Below are 15,573 nucleotides of genomic sequence, written 5' to 3' on the forward strand. Positions count from 1 at the left end.
TTACTGAATATAATGCCAAAAAACGTTTGGATTATACTTATGCCTTTTAGCAAACTTTTTTTAGTTTTTTTTAGTTTTTTATCTTTTGCTGTAATAGCAGAGCCACCTAATCTTACCTTAGTAAAGAAAGAAATTGAGCATTACTATGATTCTGGAAATTATGAAAAAGAATTAACTAATGCTATTAATACAGCACATCAATATTTGCTTAAGCAAGTAGAAATCAATAAACAAAACCAAATCAAGCAACAACTGGCATTAGTTTTAGATATTGATGAAACCAGTCTAAGCAATTATGAGAAGCTTGTACGTCGTGGTTTTATTGGTTCTCAGGATGTTATTCATAAAGAAATACTTGCTGCAGATTCAGCACCAATTAAACCTATGCTCTCGCTTTATAATGACGCTTTAAAATATGGTGTAAAAGTCTTCTTTGTAACCGGGAGAAGCCAATCTGAATGTAGAGCGACGGAAAAAAACCTGTTAATAGCAGGTTACAAAGATTGGGCAGGCCTTTACTGTAAACCAGATAACTATGCCTTACCATCAATTGTTAATTTTAAAGCAAAAACACGCAAACTCATTACCGAGCAAGGCTATACTGTTGTTGCAACCATTGGCGATCAGTATAGTGATTTATTAGGTGGATATGCTAAAAAAGAATTTAAACTACCTAATCCTTTTTATTATCTACCTTAAAAGATCCTTTGCGGCGCTTAGGATGACATGAAATTGTTGGGCTGCACGTTGTTTAGCCCAACCTACCATTCAATCTTTGCTAAATATATTCTACTTCAATAATTTCGTACTCTACTAAACCACCAGGTGTTTCGACAGTAACTGAATCACCTTCCTGCTTAGCAATCAACGCTCTAGCAATGGGTGAGCTGTAGGAAATTTTATTTACTTTAATATCAGCTTCATCTTCACCAACAATTTGAAAAGTCATCTCTGCATCATTTTGAACGTGATAAACCTTTACCGTTGCGCCAAAAACAACTCTACCATTGTTAGGAAGCTTGGTAATATCTACAATCTGAGCATTAGCGAGCTTAGCTTCCAGCTCTAAAACCCGCCCTTCATTAAAGCTTTGTTGTTCTCTAGCTGCATGATATTCAGCATTCTCTTTTAAATCACCATGCGCACGTGCTGTTGCGATTGCATCCACAATTCGCGGACGCTCTACAAACTTTAAACGGTGTAATTCCTTTTGAAGAGCTTCTGCTCCTTGAACTGTCATGGGATGTTTTTGCATAACTACCTCTAATGTAAATCCTGTAATCGAGTTACCGTCTCTCGATCTTCATATTTCATAGCTAAACACGCAGCTTCAGCGCCAGATAATGTCGTTGTATAACTTACTTTATGCTGCAAAGCATTACGACGAATTGCAAATGAATCAGCAATTGCCTGTTTACCATCTGTTGTATTAACAATAAAGTCTATTTCATGGTTTTTAATAAGATCAACTACGTGTGGTCGCCCTTCAGCTACTTTAAACACCCGTCGACAATCAATACCAGCTGCCTGCAATACTAATGCCGTCCCACGGGTGGCAATAATTTCAAATCCTAGTTGAATTAAACGCTTAGCAATTTCACCAACTCGTGCTTTATCTGCATCTCGAACAGAAACAAAAGCTCGACGTCTTTTAACAATATTTGAGCCTGCGCCTAATTGAGCCTTAGCATAAGCTTGTCCAAAGCGTCTGGCAATGCCCATTACCTCACCTGTTGATTTCATTTCAGGCCCTAAGATAGAGTCAACATCAGGAAATTTAATAAAAGGAAAAACGGGCATTTTAATCGAGTAAAATGGCGGCATAGGGTAATGTTGACTTAAACCCTGTTGCTTTAAAGTTTGCCCAATTTTACAACGAGCAGCAATTTTTGCCATTAATAATCCAGTCGCTTTAGAAACAAAAGGAACTGTTCTTGATGCACGCGGATTAACCTCAAGGACATAAATATCATCAGCTTGAATCGCAAACTGTGCGTTAATTAAGCCAACTACACCTAATTTTAACGCCATTTGTCGTAACTGCTCGATTAAATCTTGCTGCACAACCACACTTAAGCTAAAAGGTGGCAAGGTACAAGCAGAATCACCTGAATGTACACCAGCCTGCTCAATGTGCTCCATGATAGCACCGACTAATACATCTTTACCATCACAAACCGCATCAATATCCACTTCAATAGCGTCATTTAAAAATTTATCAAGTAATACTGGTGAGTCATTAGAGACAGCAACGGCATGTTCTAGATAATGACGTAAGTTCTCTTCATGATAAACAATTTCCATACCTCGACCGCCCAATACATAAGACGGTCTAACCACTAATGGATAGCCAATACGCTTGGCCACTTTAATTGCCTCATCTAAGCTTCTAACTGTTCCATTTGGCGGTTGATGTAATTTTAATTCACTAACCAGCTGCTGAAAACGTTCCCTATCTTCGGCCATATCAATTGCGTCAGGAGAAGTACCTAAAATAGGAACACCATTTTCTTCTAAAGCGCGGGCAAGTTTTAATGGGGTTTGCCCACCATATTGAACAATAACCCCCATAGGCTTTTCAATAGCGGCAATAGATAAAACATCTTCTAAGGTTACCGGTTCAAAATAGAGCCTATCGGAAATATCAAAATCGGTTGAGACTGTTTCAGGATTGCAATTAACCATAATGGTTTGATAACCTGCTTCTCGTAGCGCCATTGCAGCATGCACACAGCAATAATCAAATTCAATTCCCTGACCAATTCGATTTGGCCCGCCACCTAAAATCATAATCTTTTGCTTATTTTCCTCAGGCCTTGCTTCGCAAGTGCTCTCATAACAAGAGTACATATAAGCTGTATCACTAGGAAATTCACCAGCACATGAATCAATACGCTTATAGACAGGCGTTACTCCTAACTTTAAACGATGAGCCCGTACAATATCCTCACTACAATAAAGTAAACGTGCCAGATAAGCATCTGAAAAGCCCCGTTTCTTCAATTGTCTTAAGGTAAACTTATCAAGTTCTTCTACTGTCTTACCGACAATAGTGCGTTCCATCATTATTAATTCCTGAATTTGCATTAAGAACCAGGGATCCACTTTACTTTCATTATAAATTTCTTCTAAAGGTAAATCTTGTCTAAAAGCATCAGCTATATACCATAATCTATTTGGGGTTGGTTCACGTAAATAGCCACGTAATCGAGCTAAATCCTCTTCCTCTGCTAATAAAGGGTGTAAGCCACTACGTCCAATCTCTAAACCACGAATGGCTTTTTGTAACGATTCTTGGAAGTTAGCGCCAATTGCCATAACCTCACCTACTGACTTCATTTGTGTAGTCAAGGTTGTAGAAGTCTCTGGAAACTTATCAAAATTAAAACGAGGTATCTTAGTAACTACATAGTCAATACTAGGTTCAAAAGAAGCAGGTGTTTTACCGCCTGTGATTTCATTTTTTAACTCATCTAAGGTATAACCAACCGCAAGTTTGGCTGCAACTTTTGCAATTGGAAAGCCTGTTGCTTTTGAAGCAAGAGCTGAACTACGTGACACTCTAGGATTCATTTCTACTACTAGTAATCGACCAGAATTCGGGTCTACTGCAAACTGGACATTTGATCCACCTGTATCCACGCCAACAGCTCGTAAAACTTTAATCGCTGCATCGCGCATACGCTGATATTCTTTATCAGTTAATGTTTGCGCCGGAGCCACGGTAATAGAATCGCCAGTATGTACACCCATAGGATCGAAATTTTCAATAGTACAAACGATAATACAATTATCATTTTTATCACGTACTACTTCCATTTCATATTCTTTCCAGCCTAAAACAGACTCATCAATTAATAATTCACGAGTAGGTGATAAATCTAAACCGCGGGTACAAATTTCTTCAAATTCTTCACGATTATAGGCTATTCCACCTCCACTACCGCCCATTGTAAAAGAGGGTCTAATGATCGCTGGAAAACCAAGTTGCGCTTGTACTTGAAAGGCTTCTTCCAAACTGTGAGCAATAGCTGAGCGCGGCATTTCTAGGCCAATTTTTTTCATTAATTTGCGAAAACGATCACGGTCTTCAGCCCTATCAATTGCCTCTTGAGTTGCACCAATCATTTCGACATTATATTTAGTTAGCACGCCTTCTCGCACTAAATCGAGGGCGCAATTAAGCGCTGTTTGGCCACCCATAGTAGGCAATAGCGCATCTGGGCGCTCTTTTTCAATGATTTTAGCCACTTCTACCCACTGAACAGGCTCTACATATGTAGCATCAGCAAGTTCAGGGTCAGTCATGATAGTCGCAGGATTAGAATTAACTAGAATAATTCGATACCCTTCTTCTTTTAAAGCACGAATTGCTTGCGTGCCTGAATAATCGAATTCACATGCTTGACCAATTACAATAGGTCCTGCCCCAAGGATTAAGATAGATTTTATATCAGTACGTTTTGGCATGATTACTACTAAAAAAACAAATTACGCTATTTTACAAACTTTAGAGCAAAATTTATACCCTTTTTATTGAAAAATAGATCATCTTTAAGATACTCTGGCTATGACGATGTTAAACTTACTAAATTATAAGCAAAATTGGCTAAAACTTAAAATTTTTTAATTTTTATTGCCTTAAGTTAGTTTAACTGAGATTTGTTAATTCTTTTATTAAGGATGCAAAATATGTTATCTAAATTAATCTTTACCGGAACAGCTTTATTATTTAGCTTATCTAGCTATGCTGAAAACATAAATTCCTGTCAAATTGAAGTTGCTGTAGCTACCCCACCTGTTGCCATGGATCAGCGAGTTGCTTTTAATGCCACTAACTATCAAGGTATAATTAAATCAATCACGCTAAAAGGTGGTAGTGCACCTTACCTAATTACAGAACTACCTTGCTCAGACGTACCATATACTATTAGCGCTACACTTTACACCTCAGGCTCTAATCAATTATTCAACAATACTCCTATTGGCGAATGTACTTTAAAAGCAGGACCTGTTGTTCTTGGTTCTGAAAACAGTACCATTTCAGTAGTCTTTCCCCATGATTTTAATTGTTAAATAATTATTGTTTAATTAGAATAAATTGTTGATATGATTAAACCTAATTATATGTAGGTTGGGCCTTGGCCCAACAATAGCTCTGTGAATGTTGTGCCTTGGCCCACCCTACGTAGCTTTTGCCCATGCTAATCCTAAAATTTCATGCCAAGCTACTGTGAGATAAAATAAATTTTGAGCGCTAGGTAAATAAACTTTGCGTAAATATTCATTATCCCAATAGATAGTAAAATCAGTAGGTGCTGCTATAGGTTTTAATCCCTCCTGCAGACATAAATAAAAAGCTCGGGGCATATGTGCTGCAGAAGTTACTAAATAAAAGGGAGCCTCATTGACATATTCCTTTAATAACTTTGCCTGTGCTGCTGTATTAATAGATTGTGTTTCTAAAATGATTTTATCAGCAGGTATACCTAAAAGCCTCATAACACTTGCCATACGTTGCGCTTCAGCAATATCCATATTAAAACCACCTCCCGATAATACTATTTTCGCCTGAGGTAGAGCATGATATAAACGAACTCCTTCAATTAAACGTTTTAAGCTGGCACTATAAAGCAACATATTAGGTGGCTTATCTAAGTAAGGCGATTGTCCGCCACTTAAGACGACAATCCATTTAACCTTTGGATCTGGCTGATAAACAATATCATATTGGCTTTCTAAAGCTGAAGTAACTAGCCTTGGCAGCCAACCTGTACTCATTAAAAGTAACAAAATAAAGATGATTAAAAAACTAAAGAAAATAGGACGTTCGGTTTTTTTTCTATAAAAAACAACCAAAGTAAAAGCAAGTAGAAATAAAACAATAAAAAGTGGGTTTAGCATTGTTTCAAGTAAATGCCTAACTGCAAACATTATCTAACTCGTCGCATTAGATAAATACCTAAAAGAGCAAATAAAAATGTAGGTCCAAGCGCCGCTATTACTGCCGGCCACTGTAAAACTTGGCTGATTGGACCAAAAAAGCGATTTAAAATATGAAAACCAAACCCTACAATAGCCCCTGCAAGTAATTTTGAACCGATGGGTGAAGAACGTAATGGACCAAAAATAAATGGAATGGCGAGTATCATCATTACAACTGTAGTTAATGGTTGTATAATTCGTTGCCAATAGACTAACTGATAATTAAGAGCTGTTTGATGACTACGTTTTTGAATGGCTAAAAATTGCCTAATTTCATGTAACGTCATTTCATCTGGCTCACTTTTAAGTAAATTTAATACCATAGGTTTGACTGAAACATCCCACACCATATTATTAATTTCATGGGTTTGTGTTTGATTGTCATTAATTGTCGTTTCTTTAATATTAAACGCCTGCCATTGATTGTTAACTAACGTAACATAGGCCATTTGGCGCGCTAAGACTAATTGGTGATTTTCGTTAAAGCGAAATTGATAAACATTTAATAAGGTATGATTTGGTAAAACACCACTAATGGTAATAAAATCATTATGACTACGCAACCACGCACCTTGAGCCGTATTTAATGTTTGACCACCACTTATAGCTTGTAATTTTTGTCCACTAGCAAAGTGAGCTAAACGTGGGATTAATAACTCACCCGCTAAAGTAACGATAGCAATTAAAATTAAAGCAACTTTAAGCACAGAGATAGTAATTTGACCAATGGAAAGCCCGGCCGCTCGCATAACAATAAGTTCACGGTTATTTGCCATAATCCCCAGGCCAATTAAACAGCCTAGTAAACTTGCCATAGGAAAAAATAGATAGACCTGATATGGCATTTGTAAGAGTACAAACAATGCTACCTGCATAAAACCAAAATCAGCACGGCCTAGATCATCTAATTGATTAACAAAAAGAATAAAGAGTTGCAAACCTGCCAACATTAGCGTTACCAAACCGGTGGACGCTAAAATATTTTTAGCTATGTAGCGATCAATTAACTTCATACTATAGTTATCCCAATTTTGACCAGTTACGCCAAATAAGAAACAAGCCAATACTCAAAACAACAGCATGAATCCACCACATCCCTACTACAGTAGAAATTTTACCATCTATCATCCAATCACGAGCGACAAACATAAAATTAGCATAAATAATATATAAAATAATGGCAGGCAAAAGCTTAGCAAACTTTCCTGAACGTGGGTTAACTCGACTTAATGGCACCGCAACTAATGTTAAGGTAAGCACCATTAAGGGAATAGAAAAACGCCACTGTAATTCAGCTGCCTTATGCTTATCAGGATTAAATAATGGCCATAAATCTCTTGTTTTTATGGTACGAACATCGCTCTTTGTTTCTAGCGTTGGATGTGGCAAGCGGGCTTTATATTGGTCAAAGCTAACTACACGATAATCAGCTTGACCTGGCAAACCTTCATATTCATGGCCCTTATTTAAAATCAAGTATTCCTCTTTAGACTTTTCATCTGTTTCTGCAAAAGCTTGATTAGCCCATAAAATATTCCAATAAGGTTGTTTATCTTTAAGAGCTAGCCTTGCTAAAAAAATATTTTTAGCTTTTTGATGATTTCGACTTGTAGATTCAATATAAAATATTTCTTTTCCTTGTGATACAGCTCGAAAACGTCCGGGAATAATTGTCTGAATAACGGTTTGAATACCGGTGGTGCGTAATAACTTAGTCCGCTCTACAGCAATAAGAGGACTTGCCCAAAGCATGATAATCATAACAAGCACGCTTACAATGATAGCTAAGACATAACTATGTTTAAGTAGCTGAGAAGGCCCATAGCCGCAAGCTTGTAGAACTGTCATCTCACTTTCAGCATATAGTCGGCCATACGCAATTAATAAAGCCACATAAAAACCTAATGGTAGTAGTAAGCCCATTAAATTAGGCAACTCAAGCATCATTAATTTCATAATGATTGCTAATGGAATTTGACCACTGGCAGCTCTATTTAAATAACGTACGAATTGGTTACTCATAAAAATAAGTACCAATATGGTAGTAAGCGAAGTTAACGTTATAAATACTTCTTTTGCTAAATAACGAAAAATTAGCACTGCTTAGCTCTCAAAATTATCAATATTTAAACTTATTATAAATTTAATTCTTAAATTAATTAAGAACGACAACCTCTTGCATAGCCATTAACTTTCTGTAAACTAGCAAGTTTTATGGATGATAGGAAGCATAATCATGCGATATGGTTTAATCAAATCGTTAGATGCAATTACCACAGAATGCCTTGTTATTGGTTTATGTGAGAATAATGACCAACTGGCACTCCCTAAACAATCCCAACCTTATTCAGATTTATTGCCCCAATTAGCACAAAAACTTCAAGAAAGCGGCGACTGGGTATGGCATACAAATGTAAATAACCCTAGCATACTGTTAATTCATTGTGGAAAACAAGAGACATTTAATGCAGCTAATTTACGCAAGCGCCTTAATGAGATTACGTCCATATTGTTAAAGCAGCGTATACAATCTGCAACAATCTCTCTACCACAAGTTAATAAATATGATGCCAATTGGCAAATTATACAAATGATTTTACAAGTTGACGGGCAAAATTATCAACTAAATACTTTTAAAACAGTAAATAAGAAAGAAAATAGTCTTAATTTTGTTCAATTTTATAATGAAAATAGTGATGAAGCCGCAATTAACACAGGTATAGCAGTAGCTGAAGGTATAAAACTTAGTAAAACTTTAGCTGATTTACCGGCAAATCATTGTACTCCAAGTCTTTTAGGTCAACAGGCTTTAGAGCTTGCGAAGGTTCACGAGTGTATAGAAGCTAAAGCCTTTACAAAGCAAGAGATTACTACTCTAGGCATGAATGCTTTATTAGCGGTTAGTCAGGGCTCAATTGAACCACCATGCTTTATAGAAATAAAATATAATTGTGGAAATAATAGCAAACCAATTGTTCTAGTAGGCAAAGGAATTACTTTTGATTCTGGTGGCTTATCTATTAAGCCTGCTAATGCTATGGATGAAATGAAATATGATATGACAGGTGCCGCCAGTGTTTTAGGTGTACTAAAAGCTTGCGCCCTACTTAAACTACCTATCAATGTAATAGGACTTATTGCTAGTGCTGAAAATTTACCCAGTGGCTCGGCCGTAAAGCCAGGCGATATTGTCACAAGTCTTTCAGGACAAACTATTGAAATTTTAAATACTGATGCCGAAGGACGACTTGCCCTTGCTGATGCGTTAACCTATGCTGAACGGTTTGAGCCTGAATTTGTTATTGATATAGCTACTTTAACAGGGGCTATGGTAGTAGCATTAGGCGCCGTTAATACTGGCTTTATGACTCAAGATGACGAGCTTGCAGACCAACTTTTATCAGCAGGACTTGAAAGTGGTGATAGATGCTGGCGGATGCCCCTTGAAGACGATTACCAAGAAGCACTTGATAGTCCACTTGCTGATATGATCAATGCAGGCTTTGACAGAACAGCTGGGGCTATTACAGCAGCTTGTTTTTTATCACGTTTTACTAAAAAATATCGTTGGGCACATTTGGATATTGCTGGAACAGCTTGGATATCAGGTAAAAAACGGCAAGCCACCGGTCGTCCCGTTCCTTTATTAGTACAGTTATTACGCCATGCAGCAAATACGCGTTGATTTTTATTTAATGACCAGTGCTGATATAAAAGCACACTGGCTACTAGCTTGTCGATTAGTAGAGAAAGCTTATTTACGTCAGCATAATGTCTTTGTTTATTGCAAAAATAAAGAAGATGCTGAACATATAGATGAGCTACTTTGGACATTTAAAGACGATAGCTTTATTCCGCATCATTTACAGGGTGAAGGTCTTAAACCTCCACCACCTATTCAAATTGGGTATGAAGAGCCTAAAGGTTTTAATGATATTTTACTTAATCTTTCAGATGATGTACCACCTTTTCATTTACGCTTCTCTAGAATTATTGAAATCGTATTAAATAGTGAACAAGCGAAAGAACTTAGTAGAGATCATTATCGTCTATATCGCAGCAAGCAGTATAACTTGCAAACGCACACTATTGAATAACATTTATACTAGTAGTTATAGTGCGCAAATGCCGTATTTTTGTTCAACTTAAGCTGCAACTTGTTCGCGGCATTTAGATAATGATGATAAAATCAAGCTGCTCTACTAAAGCTATTGAAAAATAATTAAATTGAAAAGGTATACCAGAACTAGCTTTTTTCGGTAATGTCCTATCGATGATGGATAAGGTTAGCAAAAATTTAAATGTATTGATTAGCTAACACAATCTGTAGTCCTGCAGCTGTTAAGGACAAAAAATTATAGCCCGGATCAATCGTAGTTCTTTCTAACCATTCATTAGCAATACAAATATCTGTAAAGCGTTGAGCTTCCTCTAAAGAGACAGAATAACCTAATTTATCTGAAAGTATATCAGCTGCAGTTTGATTTATACTTAAAAAAACATTATCTCGGGTTTCGCCGCGAACTTTCATTTCTTCATAAAATAATCTTAAAATATCAAGTTCATTCATAATTGAATTTATTAATTAAAGTTAATTTTCTTATAGCATAAATTAAAGAATATAAACAGGCCGATATATGCTTAAAAACAAGATCAAAACTATTTTGGTACAAGTATATTTTTCTTATAATACTTAATTTATACAATTGATTAACTTCATTAAATTATTGAAGAACTTCCTTTAACTGTTAAAATAAGCCTCCTTAATTAGTAATAAGTAGTATTCACCATGAAATTAAGCGCTTTCGGCTTATTAGCAATTCTTTTTTCCTTAGGTTGTCAATCAGCATTAGCACAACAAGTTATTTCTCTCAAAAATGAACGTGGTTCAGTGTTAAAAGTAATTAAATTAGCAGATAATAGAATTAAAGGTTACTTTACAACAGCAGTTGCTTCTAAAAGCTGTCCGCAAGCAATTAATGTAAAAAGACCTATTACAGGTTATTATGTTGGTAATACAATAACATTTAGTGTTGTCTACCCGATGTGTGAGTCCGTACTTAGTATTAGTGGTAACTTTAATAAAAGTGAACAAACCTTAGATACTATTTCTATATTAAATAAGCAAGCAACTGATATTACGCATGAGGGTCCTGGTGCCCGCTTTATTGGCCATGATTTTTATAAAAGATTAAACTAGTTTTTTCAAAGACTTAAAGAGTCTGCCTATTTTCTTAATGATTTTTTATAAATTGTATATATAAAAACCAAATTAAAAATTAATTTCTCAAAAAGAAAATAAATTTGTATAATATAGTCTTTTGTAATAGGTTTCTTGCAAACTCGCTGTAGAGAGCTTAAGTGATAATGAGCCTTGCGCTAGAGTTTAGCAAGAAATCTAGTAGCTGTTGGGTATCAAAGTCATGAAAGAGCGTCTCATATTCATCCATAGTTTAATTTTTCTAATTCTAGTTTCCTGCTGCCAGGCACAAGCACATGCACAGACTATCTCTCCTATAGCTTCAAATACGCAAATGCAAAAAGATATTCTTCGCTATATTAATCAATATCGTAGTAAGCATAGTCTATCGCCACTTCAGCTAGATGAATCTATTTCAAAAGAAGCAACTCTTCATAGTCAAAATATGGCAGCTCATCGTGTGCCTTTTGGCCATCAAGGATTTTCTACCCGTATAAAACATCTATATAGCGTAATTAAAGGCGCACGCGCTGGGGCTGAGAATGTCGCTTATAATTACAAAACAGCCAAAATTGTAACTGATGGATGGATAAAAAGCCCTGGACATAGAAAAAATATTATGGGCAATTATAATCTTACCGGTATAGGTATTGCTTATGATAAGGAAGGAAAGATTTATTATACGCAACTGTTTATTCGCACTACTTAAATAAATTTGCCTGAATGAAGCTTTTAGGCGACCTTTACTTGGCATTTGCATTTAAAAGCTTTTATTAAGCAAAATCCTTGTAATGCTTAAAGCATAACGCTATAACATTAAATACATACGATTTAAATCTATTTATTATTCTCTATAAAACAAAAATTGCAAAGCCTGTTGTTTATTGAACAAGGAATGATAATTTATGAATCAACGTCTAGGCTTTATGACAAAAAATTATAGGTCAACCTACTCATTTTCCAAAACTATTTATAACAATAAAATCTATTTATCAGAAAAAAAACCTATCAATCATAGCATTAAAAATTCTAGCTCTAAATCAACTGCCAATAATATTGATAACTTTAATGAAAAAGTCATATTAAAGCCCCCTCACCTCTTATTAATTGAAGATAATCATATAGCATTGCGCTTAGCAGAAATCATAATTAATAAAACTGGCTGTCAATTAACTTCTGCTACTAATAAAAAACAGGCCTTAGAATTAATTAATACTATTAAATTCGATTTAATTTTTATTGATATTACTTCACCTGATCTTGCAGGTACAAAAATATCTAAGCAAATCCGCAACTTACAATATAGCCAGCAAAGTAAAAACATTCCTATTATTGGCCTAACAAGTCATGAATCTGCTAAAGAGCAAGAAACTTGTTTTCAGGCAGGTATAAATGAAGTCTTACTTAAGCCTCTTAGCTTAAAAACTATTCAATCTATCCTTACCAAATTTTTACCAACAACAAATGATATAACACAAGGTTTATCACCTTTATCCTATCAAGAACTATCTCAACAAGAGCATCATTTATTTGACTTAACAGCCTTTTCTATCTTAGATCCCTTAGCTGGAATTAATAATACTGGAAGTGAGGTACTTTTTAGAGATTTACTTACCATGTTTCTTGAAGAAGAGTTGCCAGAGGAAGAAACACTTATCCAGAAAGCTTATGAAAATAATAATTGGTCACAAGTCACCGCTTTAGCGCATAAAATGCGAAGTAGCGCAATTTATTGTGGTGCAATTAAATTACACGTTGCCTGTAAATATATTGAGAATTATTTAAAATCCGATAACTCAAAACTCACTAATAAACTGTGTATACAATTATTTGAGGTTATTAAAGAAACAAAATTAGCTATCGATAACTATTTATCCTATTAATCAAGATCTAGCCTATCTTGTGACTTTTGTTTGAGTGAAAAAGATTAAGTATTGCAAGAAGCGAAGCTTATAGATAAATAAGCACCATAGAGGCAGTTATAATGCTAAATAAAGTATGTAAGTTATTAGGCAAAGTGTTTAATGCAGTGCTCAACTAATTTAGATTAATTGAGCACCTTTAAGATCTATGGAGCAGTAGTGGTAGTAGTTGTGCTACTAGTAGTAGCTACTGGTTGAACGTCAAAAACAGTAGTATCAGCAGCATAGCAATACCAAGGTGAGGTAGTGCCATTAGTTGTTACATTAATTGTTACCATATCAACATTTGCTAAGTTTGGTTGTGTACTAGCATAACAAACACGATTGGTACCATTAACAGTCACATAGTGATAATTAGTTGCTGTGGTGGTTGTCGCAGTGCTTGCCGTATCAGCTGGTAAAGTATATACAACAGCATTTCCTGAACCAGATTGCTGTAGCACCACAGGCTCACCTGTGATAACTATTCTATCAGCAGCAAAAGCAGAAAAACTAATGCCTAAAATAATTAATGATATAATATTTTTTAATTTTTTCATCATAATTCGCTCCATGAAATGAACCTATAAGAATCCTACCAGGTAACGTTCTACAAATTATATTTAAAGTTATGAGGTAGAACATTGGTTTAAGTATAGCTGAAATTTTATTTTTAGTATTTAATTAGTATCAGAGAAAAAATTAGTAGAATTAATTACTATGACTAAATAAGCTTGGAAAAGACTAAAAATAGATAAGAAAAATTTAATTATTTCAAAGAAGATTTTAAAGTTAGATGGCATTTCTGGCTACAGTTCTTTAGTTACTATTGGATGTCTTCAGAAACGTTTTAGGAAACTTACTTTTAGTAAGGTTTCACACCCCGTTTACAATCCGACTTCCTACTACAATGGTGTTAGCTGAGCAGAAAATACCATCTTTAATATTAAAAATAGCTTAATTTATAGGTGATAGCAAATAAATCATTTTGTTTAAATTTTAAACAGTAATTTAATCTTTATAAAAATAACTAGTTAGAAATCACTCAACTTCATTAATTTTTAAAAATTTTTAATCATAAGAAGCTAAATTTCTACATCATGAGCAAGCCTTCGCCGGTTTGCTCTAAAGTAAGTTAGGGGTGAATGTGCTAACAAGTCGGATAGTTTTTCCATATAAATACAGGCAAACCGGTCAACTTGATAAGCAAAATAACTTTCTTCAGCACCTGCCCTAAAAACCCGACCCCAACGCAAATTATAAAATTTTTGCTGTTCTTGAAGGAGGTTTGTTATATGCGCATCAATTTCACTAATTTGTTGTTGCCAACTATTAATTTCTTCTTGATAAGCTTGCGTATTTTCATCAATACTTTTTGTGTATAAATCAATATAGTTTTGCTCTAACTCTTTTTTAGTTTCCATAGCGGCAATTATTTGTTTTTCAACTGGCAAAGCTCGCCTCTGCGAAGCTATCTCTTCACTTAACTCTTCAACTACTAGTGCGGTCCGCCAATTACAATCTTTCTTTAAGCGTAAAATATCGCCATAAATATGATCACCAATATATAAAATTTCATCGCCTCTTACACGTAAATCCTCCGTAAACTTACGAGCGCATCCACCTTGATAAATGCCTGGTTTAATTGCGCCATGAAAATTAGTCATAGTACCATCTATTGGATTTACAGCTAAAAAACGCGGATTATCATAAAAGAAACGAGGCTTACCTGCTAGGGTAATTACATATTCAAATAAATTATGCCACTCTTCTCCTGGCTCTAAAAAAGGATTAATAGCATATTCTAAAAGCAGTTTAGTATAATAATATTCAGAATTAGTAAGAATAAATATCTTTTTACCATAACGCTTTAAGCGCTTTAAACCTTCAACCACTGCTTTTTCTTTATGAACATAATCATCAAGATGTTCGCTAATAAAATTCTTTATACTGCCATCAGCATGTGCTTTATCAACACTACTTAATACATCTAAGGCTATTTCATTATAATTTGGAAGTTCTTGCGGGTATTGATCTTTATAATCAATCAACTGACTGTATAAAACACAAAAGGCAATCGAAAATGAAGTATCAATTGCCATGTAGTTAGGATCTTTTAAATCAACGTAAATACTCCGATAGATTTTTTTTTGTTCACGGTAACTAATCAGTTTAGTGCCGTGATAACTTAGGCGAATGGCCCCATAGCGGCTTAATTTTAAAATGTTACCATTACGACTATCGACAATTAAACCACGAATTGCATCATCAAAATTAAATTTAAATTCACGAATACTTGCTGGATAATGCTTATCGGCAATAAGTTTTTCAGTAACGATTTGATAAACTAAGGTTTCAAAGTTTTTAGTATTATAACGAATTAGGGTGTGGTCCATATCTAAGCCAATAAGCTTAATTCTTTTCATATTTAAAATACGATTTACAAAAACTTTTTGATCCATTTGATTTCCTTCGCGCCGATAATAA

15 protein-coding genes are annotated in these 15,573 nt (G+C 35.0%); 7 read left to right on the forward strand and 8 right to left on the reverse strand.

Translation table 11 applies throughout. The annotated features are described in order from the left end of the window. The first annotated feature begins 39 nt into the window (after window positions 1-39). Window positions 40-699 carry an HAD family acid phosphatase gene (locus ACNVED_RS10380; RefSeq protein ID WP_419418947.1) on the forward strand — a complete coding sequence of 220 codons (660 nt, stop codon included), beginning with the start codon at window positions 40-42 and terminating at the stop codon, window positions 697-699. Window positions 700-778: 79 nt separating this feature from the next. Here the strand turns inward: ACNVED_RS10380 and greA are convergent, their stop codons facing one another. Both greA and carB read right to left on the reverse strand, forming a co-directional pair. Then, the gene (gene greA, locus ACNVED_RS10385; RefSeq protein WP_419418948.1) at window positions 779-1,255 is read right to left on the reverse strand and encodes a transcription elongation factor GreA; all 477 of its coding nucleotides are present in this window, start codon (window positions 1,253-1,255) and stop codon (window positions 779-781) included. Between the two features lie 8 nt (window positions 1,256-1,263). Continuing rightward, entirely contained in the window at window positions 1,264-4,470 is a 3,207-nt protein-coding gene (carB, locus tag ACNVED_RS10390; RefSeq protein WP_419418949.1) for a carbamoyl-phosphate synthase large subunit, read from the reverse strand. Window positions 4,471-4,692: 222 nt separating this feature from the next. Here carB and ACNVED_RS10395 point away from each other — a divergent pair, with 222 nt between their 5' ends. Further along, the gene (locus ACNVED_RS10395) at window positions 4,693-5,076 is read left to right on the forward strand and encodes a hypothetical protein (RefSeq protein WP_419418950.1); all 384 of its coding nucleotides are present in this window, start codon (window positions 4,693-4,695) and stop codon (window positions 5,074-5,076) included. Window positions 5,077-5,184: 108 nt separating this feature from the next. Here ACNVED_RS10395 and ACNVED_RS10400 read toward each other — a convergent pair whose 3' ends face one another. From ACNVED_RS10400 to lptF, 3 genes are read right to left on the reverse strand one after another with little or no spacing between them, the layout of a single operon-like run. Next, entirely contained in the window at window positions 5,185-5,934 is a 750-nt protein-coding gene (locus ACNVED_RS10400) for a YdcF family protein (RefSeq protein WP_419418951.1), read from the reverse strand. Then, window positions 5,934-6,998 carry an LPS export ABC transporter permease LptG gene (gene lptG / locus ACNVED_RS10405; protein WP_419418952.1) on the reverse strand — a complete coding sequence of 355 codons (1,065 nt, stop codon included), beginning with the start codon at window positions 6,996-6,998 and terminating at the stop codon, window positions 5,934-5,936. Before lptG ends, ACNVED_RS10400 begins: the two co-directional genes overlap by 1 nt. Before the next feature lie 7 nt (window positions 6,999-7,005). Beyond that, window positions 7,006-8,085 carry an LPS export ABC transporter permease LptF gene (gene lptF / locus ACNVED_RS10410; RefSeq protein ID WP_419418953.1) on the reverse strand — a complete coding sequence of 360 codons (1,080 nt, stop codon included), beginning with the start codon at window positions 8,083-8,085 and terminating at the stop codon, window positions 7,006-7,008. Window positions 8,086-8,221: 136 nt separating this feature from the next. Here lptF and ACNVED_RS10415 point away from each other — a divergent pair, with 136 nt between their 5' ends. Both ACNVED_RS10415 and ACNVED_RS10420 read left to right on the forward strand, forming a co-directional pair. Then, complete coding sequence (locus ACNVED_RS10415; RefSeq protein WP_419418954.1) at window positions 8,222-9,670, forward strand: leucyl aminopeptidase; 1,449 nt, start codon at window positions 8,222-8,224, stop codon at window positions 9,668-9,670. Further along, entirely contained in the window at window positions 9,651-10,082 is a 432-nt protein-coding gene (locus tag ACNVED_RS10420) for a DNA polymerase III subunit chi (protein ID WP_419418955.1), read from the forward strand. Before ACNVED_RS10415 ends, ACNVED_RS10420 begins: the two co-directional genes overlap by 20 nt. A 200-nt stretch (window positions 10,083-10,282) precedes the next feature. On the opposite strand, the gene ACNVED_RS10425 is transcribed toward ACNVED_RS10420, so the two are convergent. After that, window positions 10,283-10,555: a hypothetical protein gene (locus tag ACNVED_RS10425; protein ID WP_419418956.1), complete on the reverse strand. Its 273-nt coding sequence runs from the start codon at window positions 10,553-10,555 to the stop codon at window positions 10,283-10,285. Window positions 10,556-10,774: 219 nt separating this feature from the next. Between ACNVED_RS10425 and ACNVED_RS10430 the strand changes: the two genes are divergently transcribed. From ACNVED_RS10430 to ACNVED_RS10440, 3 genes are all read left to right on the forward strand, one after another. Beyond that, window positions 10,775-11,185, forward strand: coding sequence for an avidin/streptavidin family protein (locus ACNVED_RS10430; protein ID WP_419418957.1), 411 nt, complete (start codon window positions 10,775-10,777; stop codon window positions 11,183-11,185). 223 nt (window positions 11,186-11,408) lie between these two features. After that, window positions 11,409-11,894, forward strand: coding sequence for a CAP domain-containing protein (locus ACNVED_RS10435; protein ID WP_419418958.1), 486 nt, complete (start codon window positions 11,409-11,411; stop codon window positions 11,892-11,894). A gap of 196 nt (window positions 11,895-12,090) precedes the next feature. After that, entirely contained in the window at window positions 12,091-13,068 is a 978-nt protein-coding gene (locus ACNVED_RS10440) for a response regulator (RefSeq protein ID WP_419418959.1), read from the forward strand. A gap of 185 nt (window positions 13,069-13,253) precedes the next feature. Here ACNVED_RS10440 and ACNVED_RS10445 read toward each other — a convergent pair whose 3' ends face one another. Together ACNVED_RS10445 and ACNVED_RS10450 are read right to left on the reverse strand one after the other, a co-directional pair. Further along, complete coding sequence (locus tag ACNVED_RS10445; protein WP_419418960.1) at window positions 13,254-13,649, reverse strand: hypothetical protein; 396 nt, start codon at window positions 13,647-13,649, stop codon at window positions 13,254-13,256. A 522-nt stretch (window positions 13,650-14,171) separates the two neighbouring features. Next, entirely contained in the window at window positions 14,172-15,548 is a 1,377-nt protein-coding gene (locus ACNVED_RS10450; protein WP_419418961.1) for an HAD-IG family 5'-nucleotidase, read from the reverse strand. Window positions 15,549-15,573: the final 25 nt, after the last annotated feature.

This window comes from Legionella sp. D16C41 (assembly GCF_048541585.1).
In the GTDB taxonomy this organism is placed as follows: domain Bacteria; phylum Pseudomonadota; class Gammaproteobacteria; order Legionellales; family Legionellaceae; genus Legionella_C.

Excerpts from the sequence above, each read along its gene's own strand:
- ACNVED_RS10435 (WP_419418958.1), top strand. The coding sequence starts at position 11,409 with ATGAAAGAGCGTCTCATATTCATCCATAGTTTAATTTTTCTAATTCTA.
- ACNVED_RS10415 (WP_419418954.1), top strand. The coding sequence starts at position 8,222 with ATGCGATATGGTTTAATCAAATCGTTAGATGCAATTACCACAGAATGC.
- ACNVED_RS10445 (WP_419418960.1), bottom strand. The coding sequence starts at position 13,649 with ATGATGAAAAAATTAAAAAATATTATATCATTAATTATTTTAGGCATT.
- ACNVED_RS10400 (WP_419418951.1), bottom strand. The coding sequence starts at position 5,934 with ATGTTTGCAGTTAGGCATTTACTTGAAACAATGCTAAACCCACTTTTT.
- ACNVED_RS10380 (WP_419418947.1), top strand. The coding sequence starts at position 40 with ATGCCTTTTAGCAAACTTTTTTTAGTTTTTTTTAGTTTTTTATCTTTT.
- lptG (WP_419418952.1), bottom strand. The coding sequence starts at position 6,998 with ATGAAGTTAATTGATCGCTACATAGCTAAAAATATTTTAGCGTCCACC.
- ACNVED_RS10420 (WP_419418955.1), top strand. The coding sequence starts at position 9,651 with ATGCAGCAAATACGCGTTGATTTTTATTTAATGACCAGTGCTGATATA.
- carB (WP_419418949.1), bottom strand. The coding sequence starts at position 4,470 with ATGCCAAAACGTACTGATATAAAATCTATCTTAATCCTTGGGGCAGGA.
- ACNVED_RS10450 (WP_419418961.1), bottom strand. The coding sequence starts at position 15,548 with ATGGATCAAAAAGTTTTTGTAAATCGTATTTTAAATATGAAAAGAATT.
- ACNVED_RS10430 (WP_419418957.1), top strand. The coding sequence starts at position 10,775 with ATGAAATTAAGCGCTTTCGGCTTATTAGCAATTCTTTTTTCCTTAGGT.
- ACNVED_RS10425 (WP_419418956.1), bottom strand. The coding sequence starts at position 10,555 with ATGAATGAACTTGATATTTTAAGATTATTTTATGAAGAAATGAAAGTT.
- ACNVED_RS10395 (WP_419418950.1), top strand. The coding sequence starts at position 4,693 with ATGTTATCTAAATTAATCTTTACCGGAACAGCTTTATTATTTAGCTTA.
- ACNVED_RS10440 (WP_419418959.1), top strand. The coding sequence starts at position 12,091 with ATGAATCAACGTCTAGGCTTTATGACAAAAAATTATAGGTCAACCTAC.
- greA (WP_419418948.1), bottom strand. The coding sequence starts at position 1,255 with ATGCAAAAACATCCCATGACAGTTCAAGGAGCAGAAGCTCTTCAAAAG.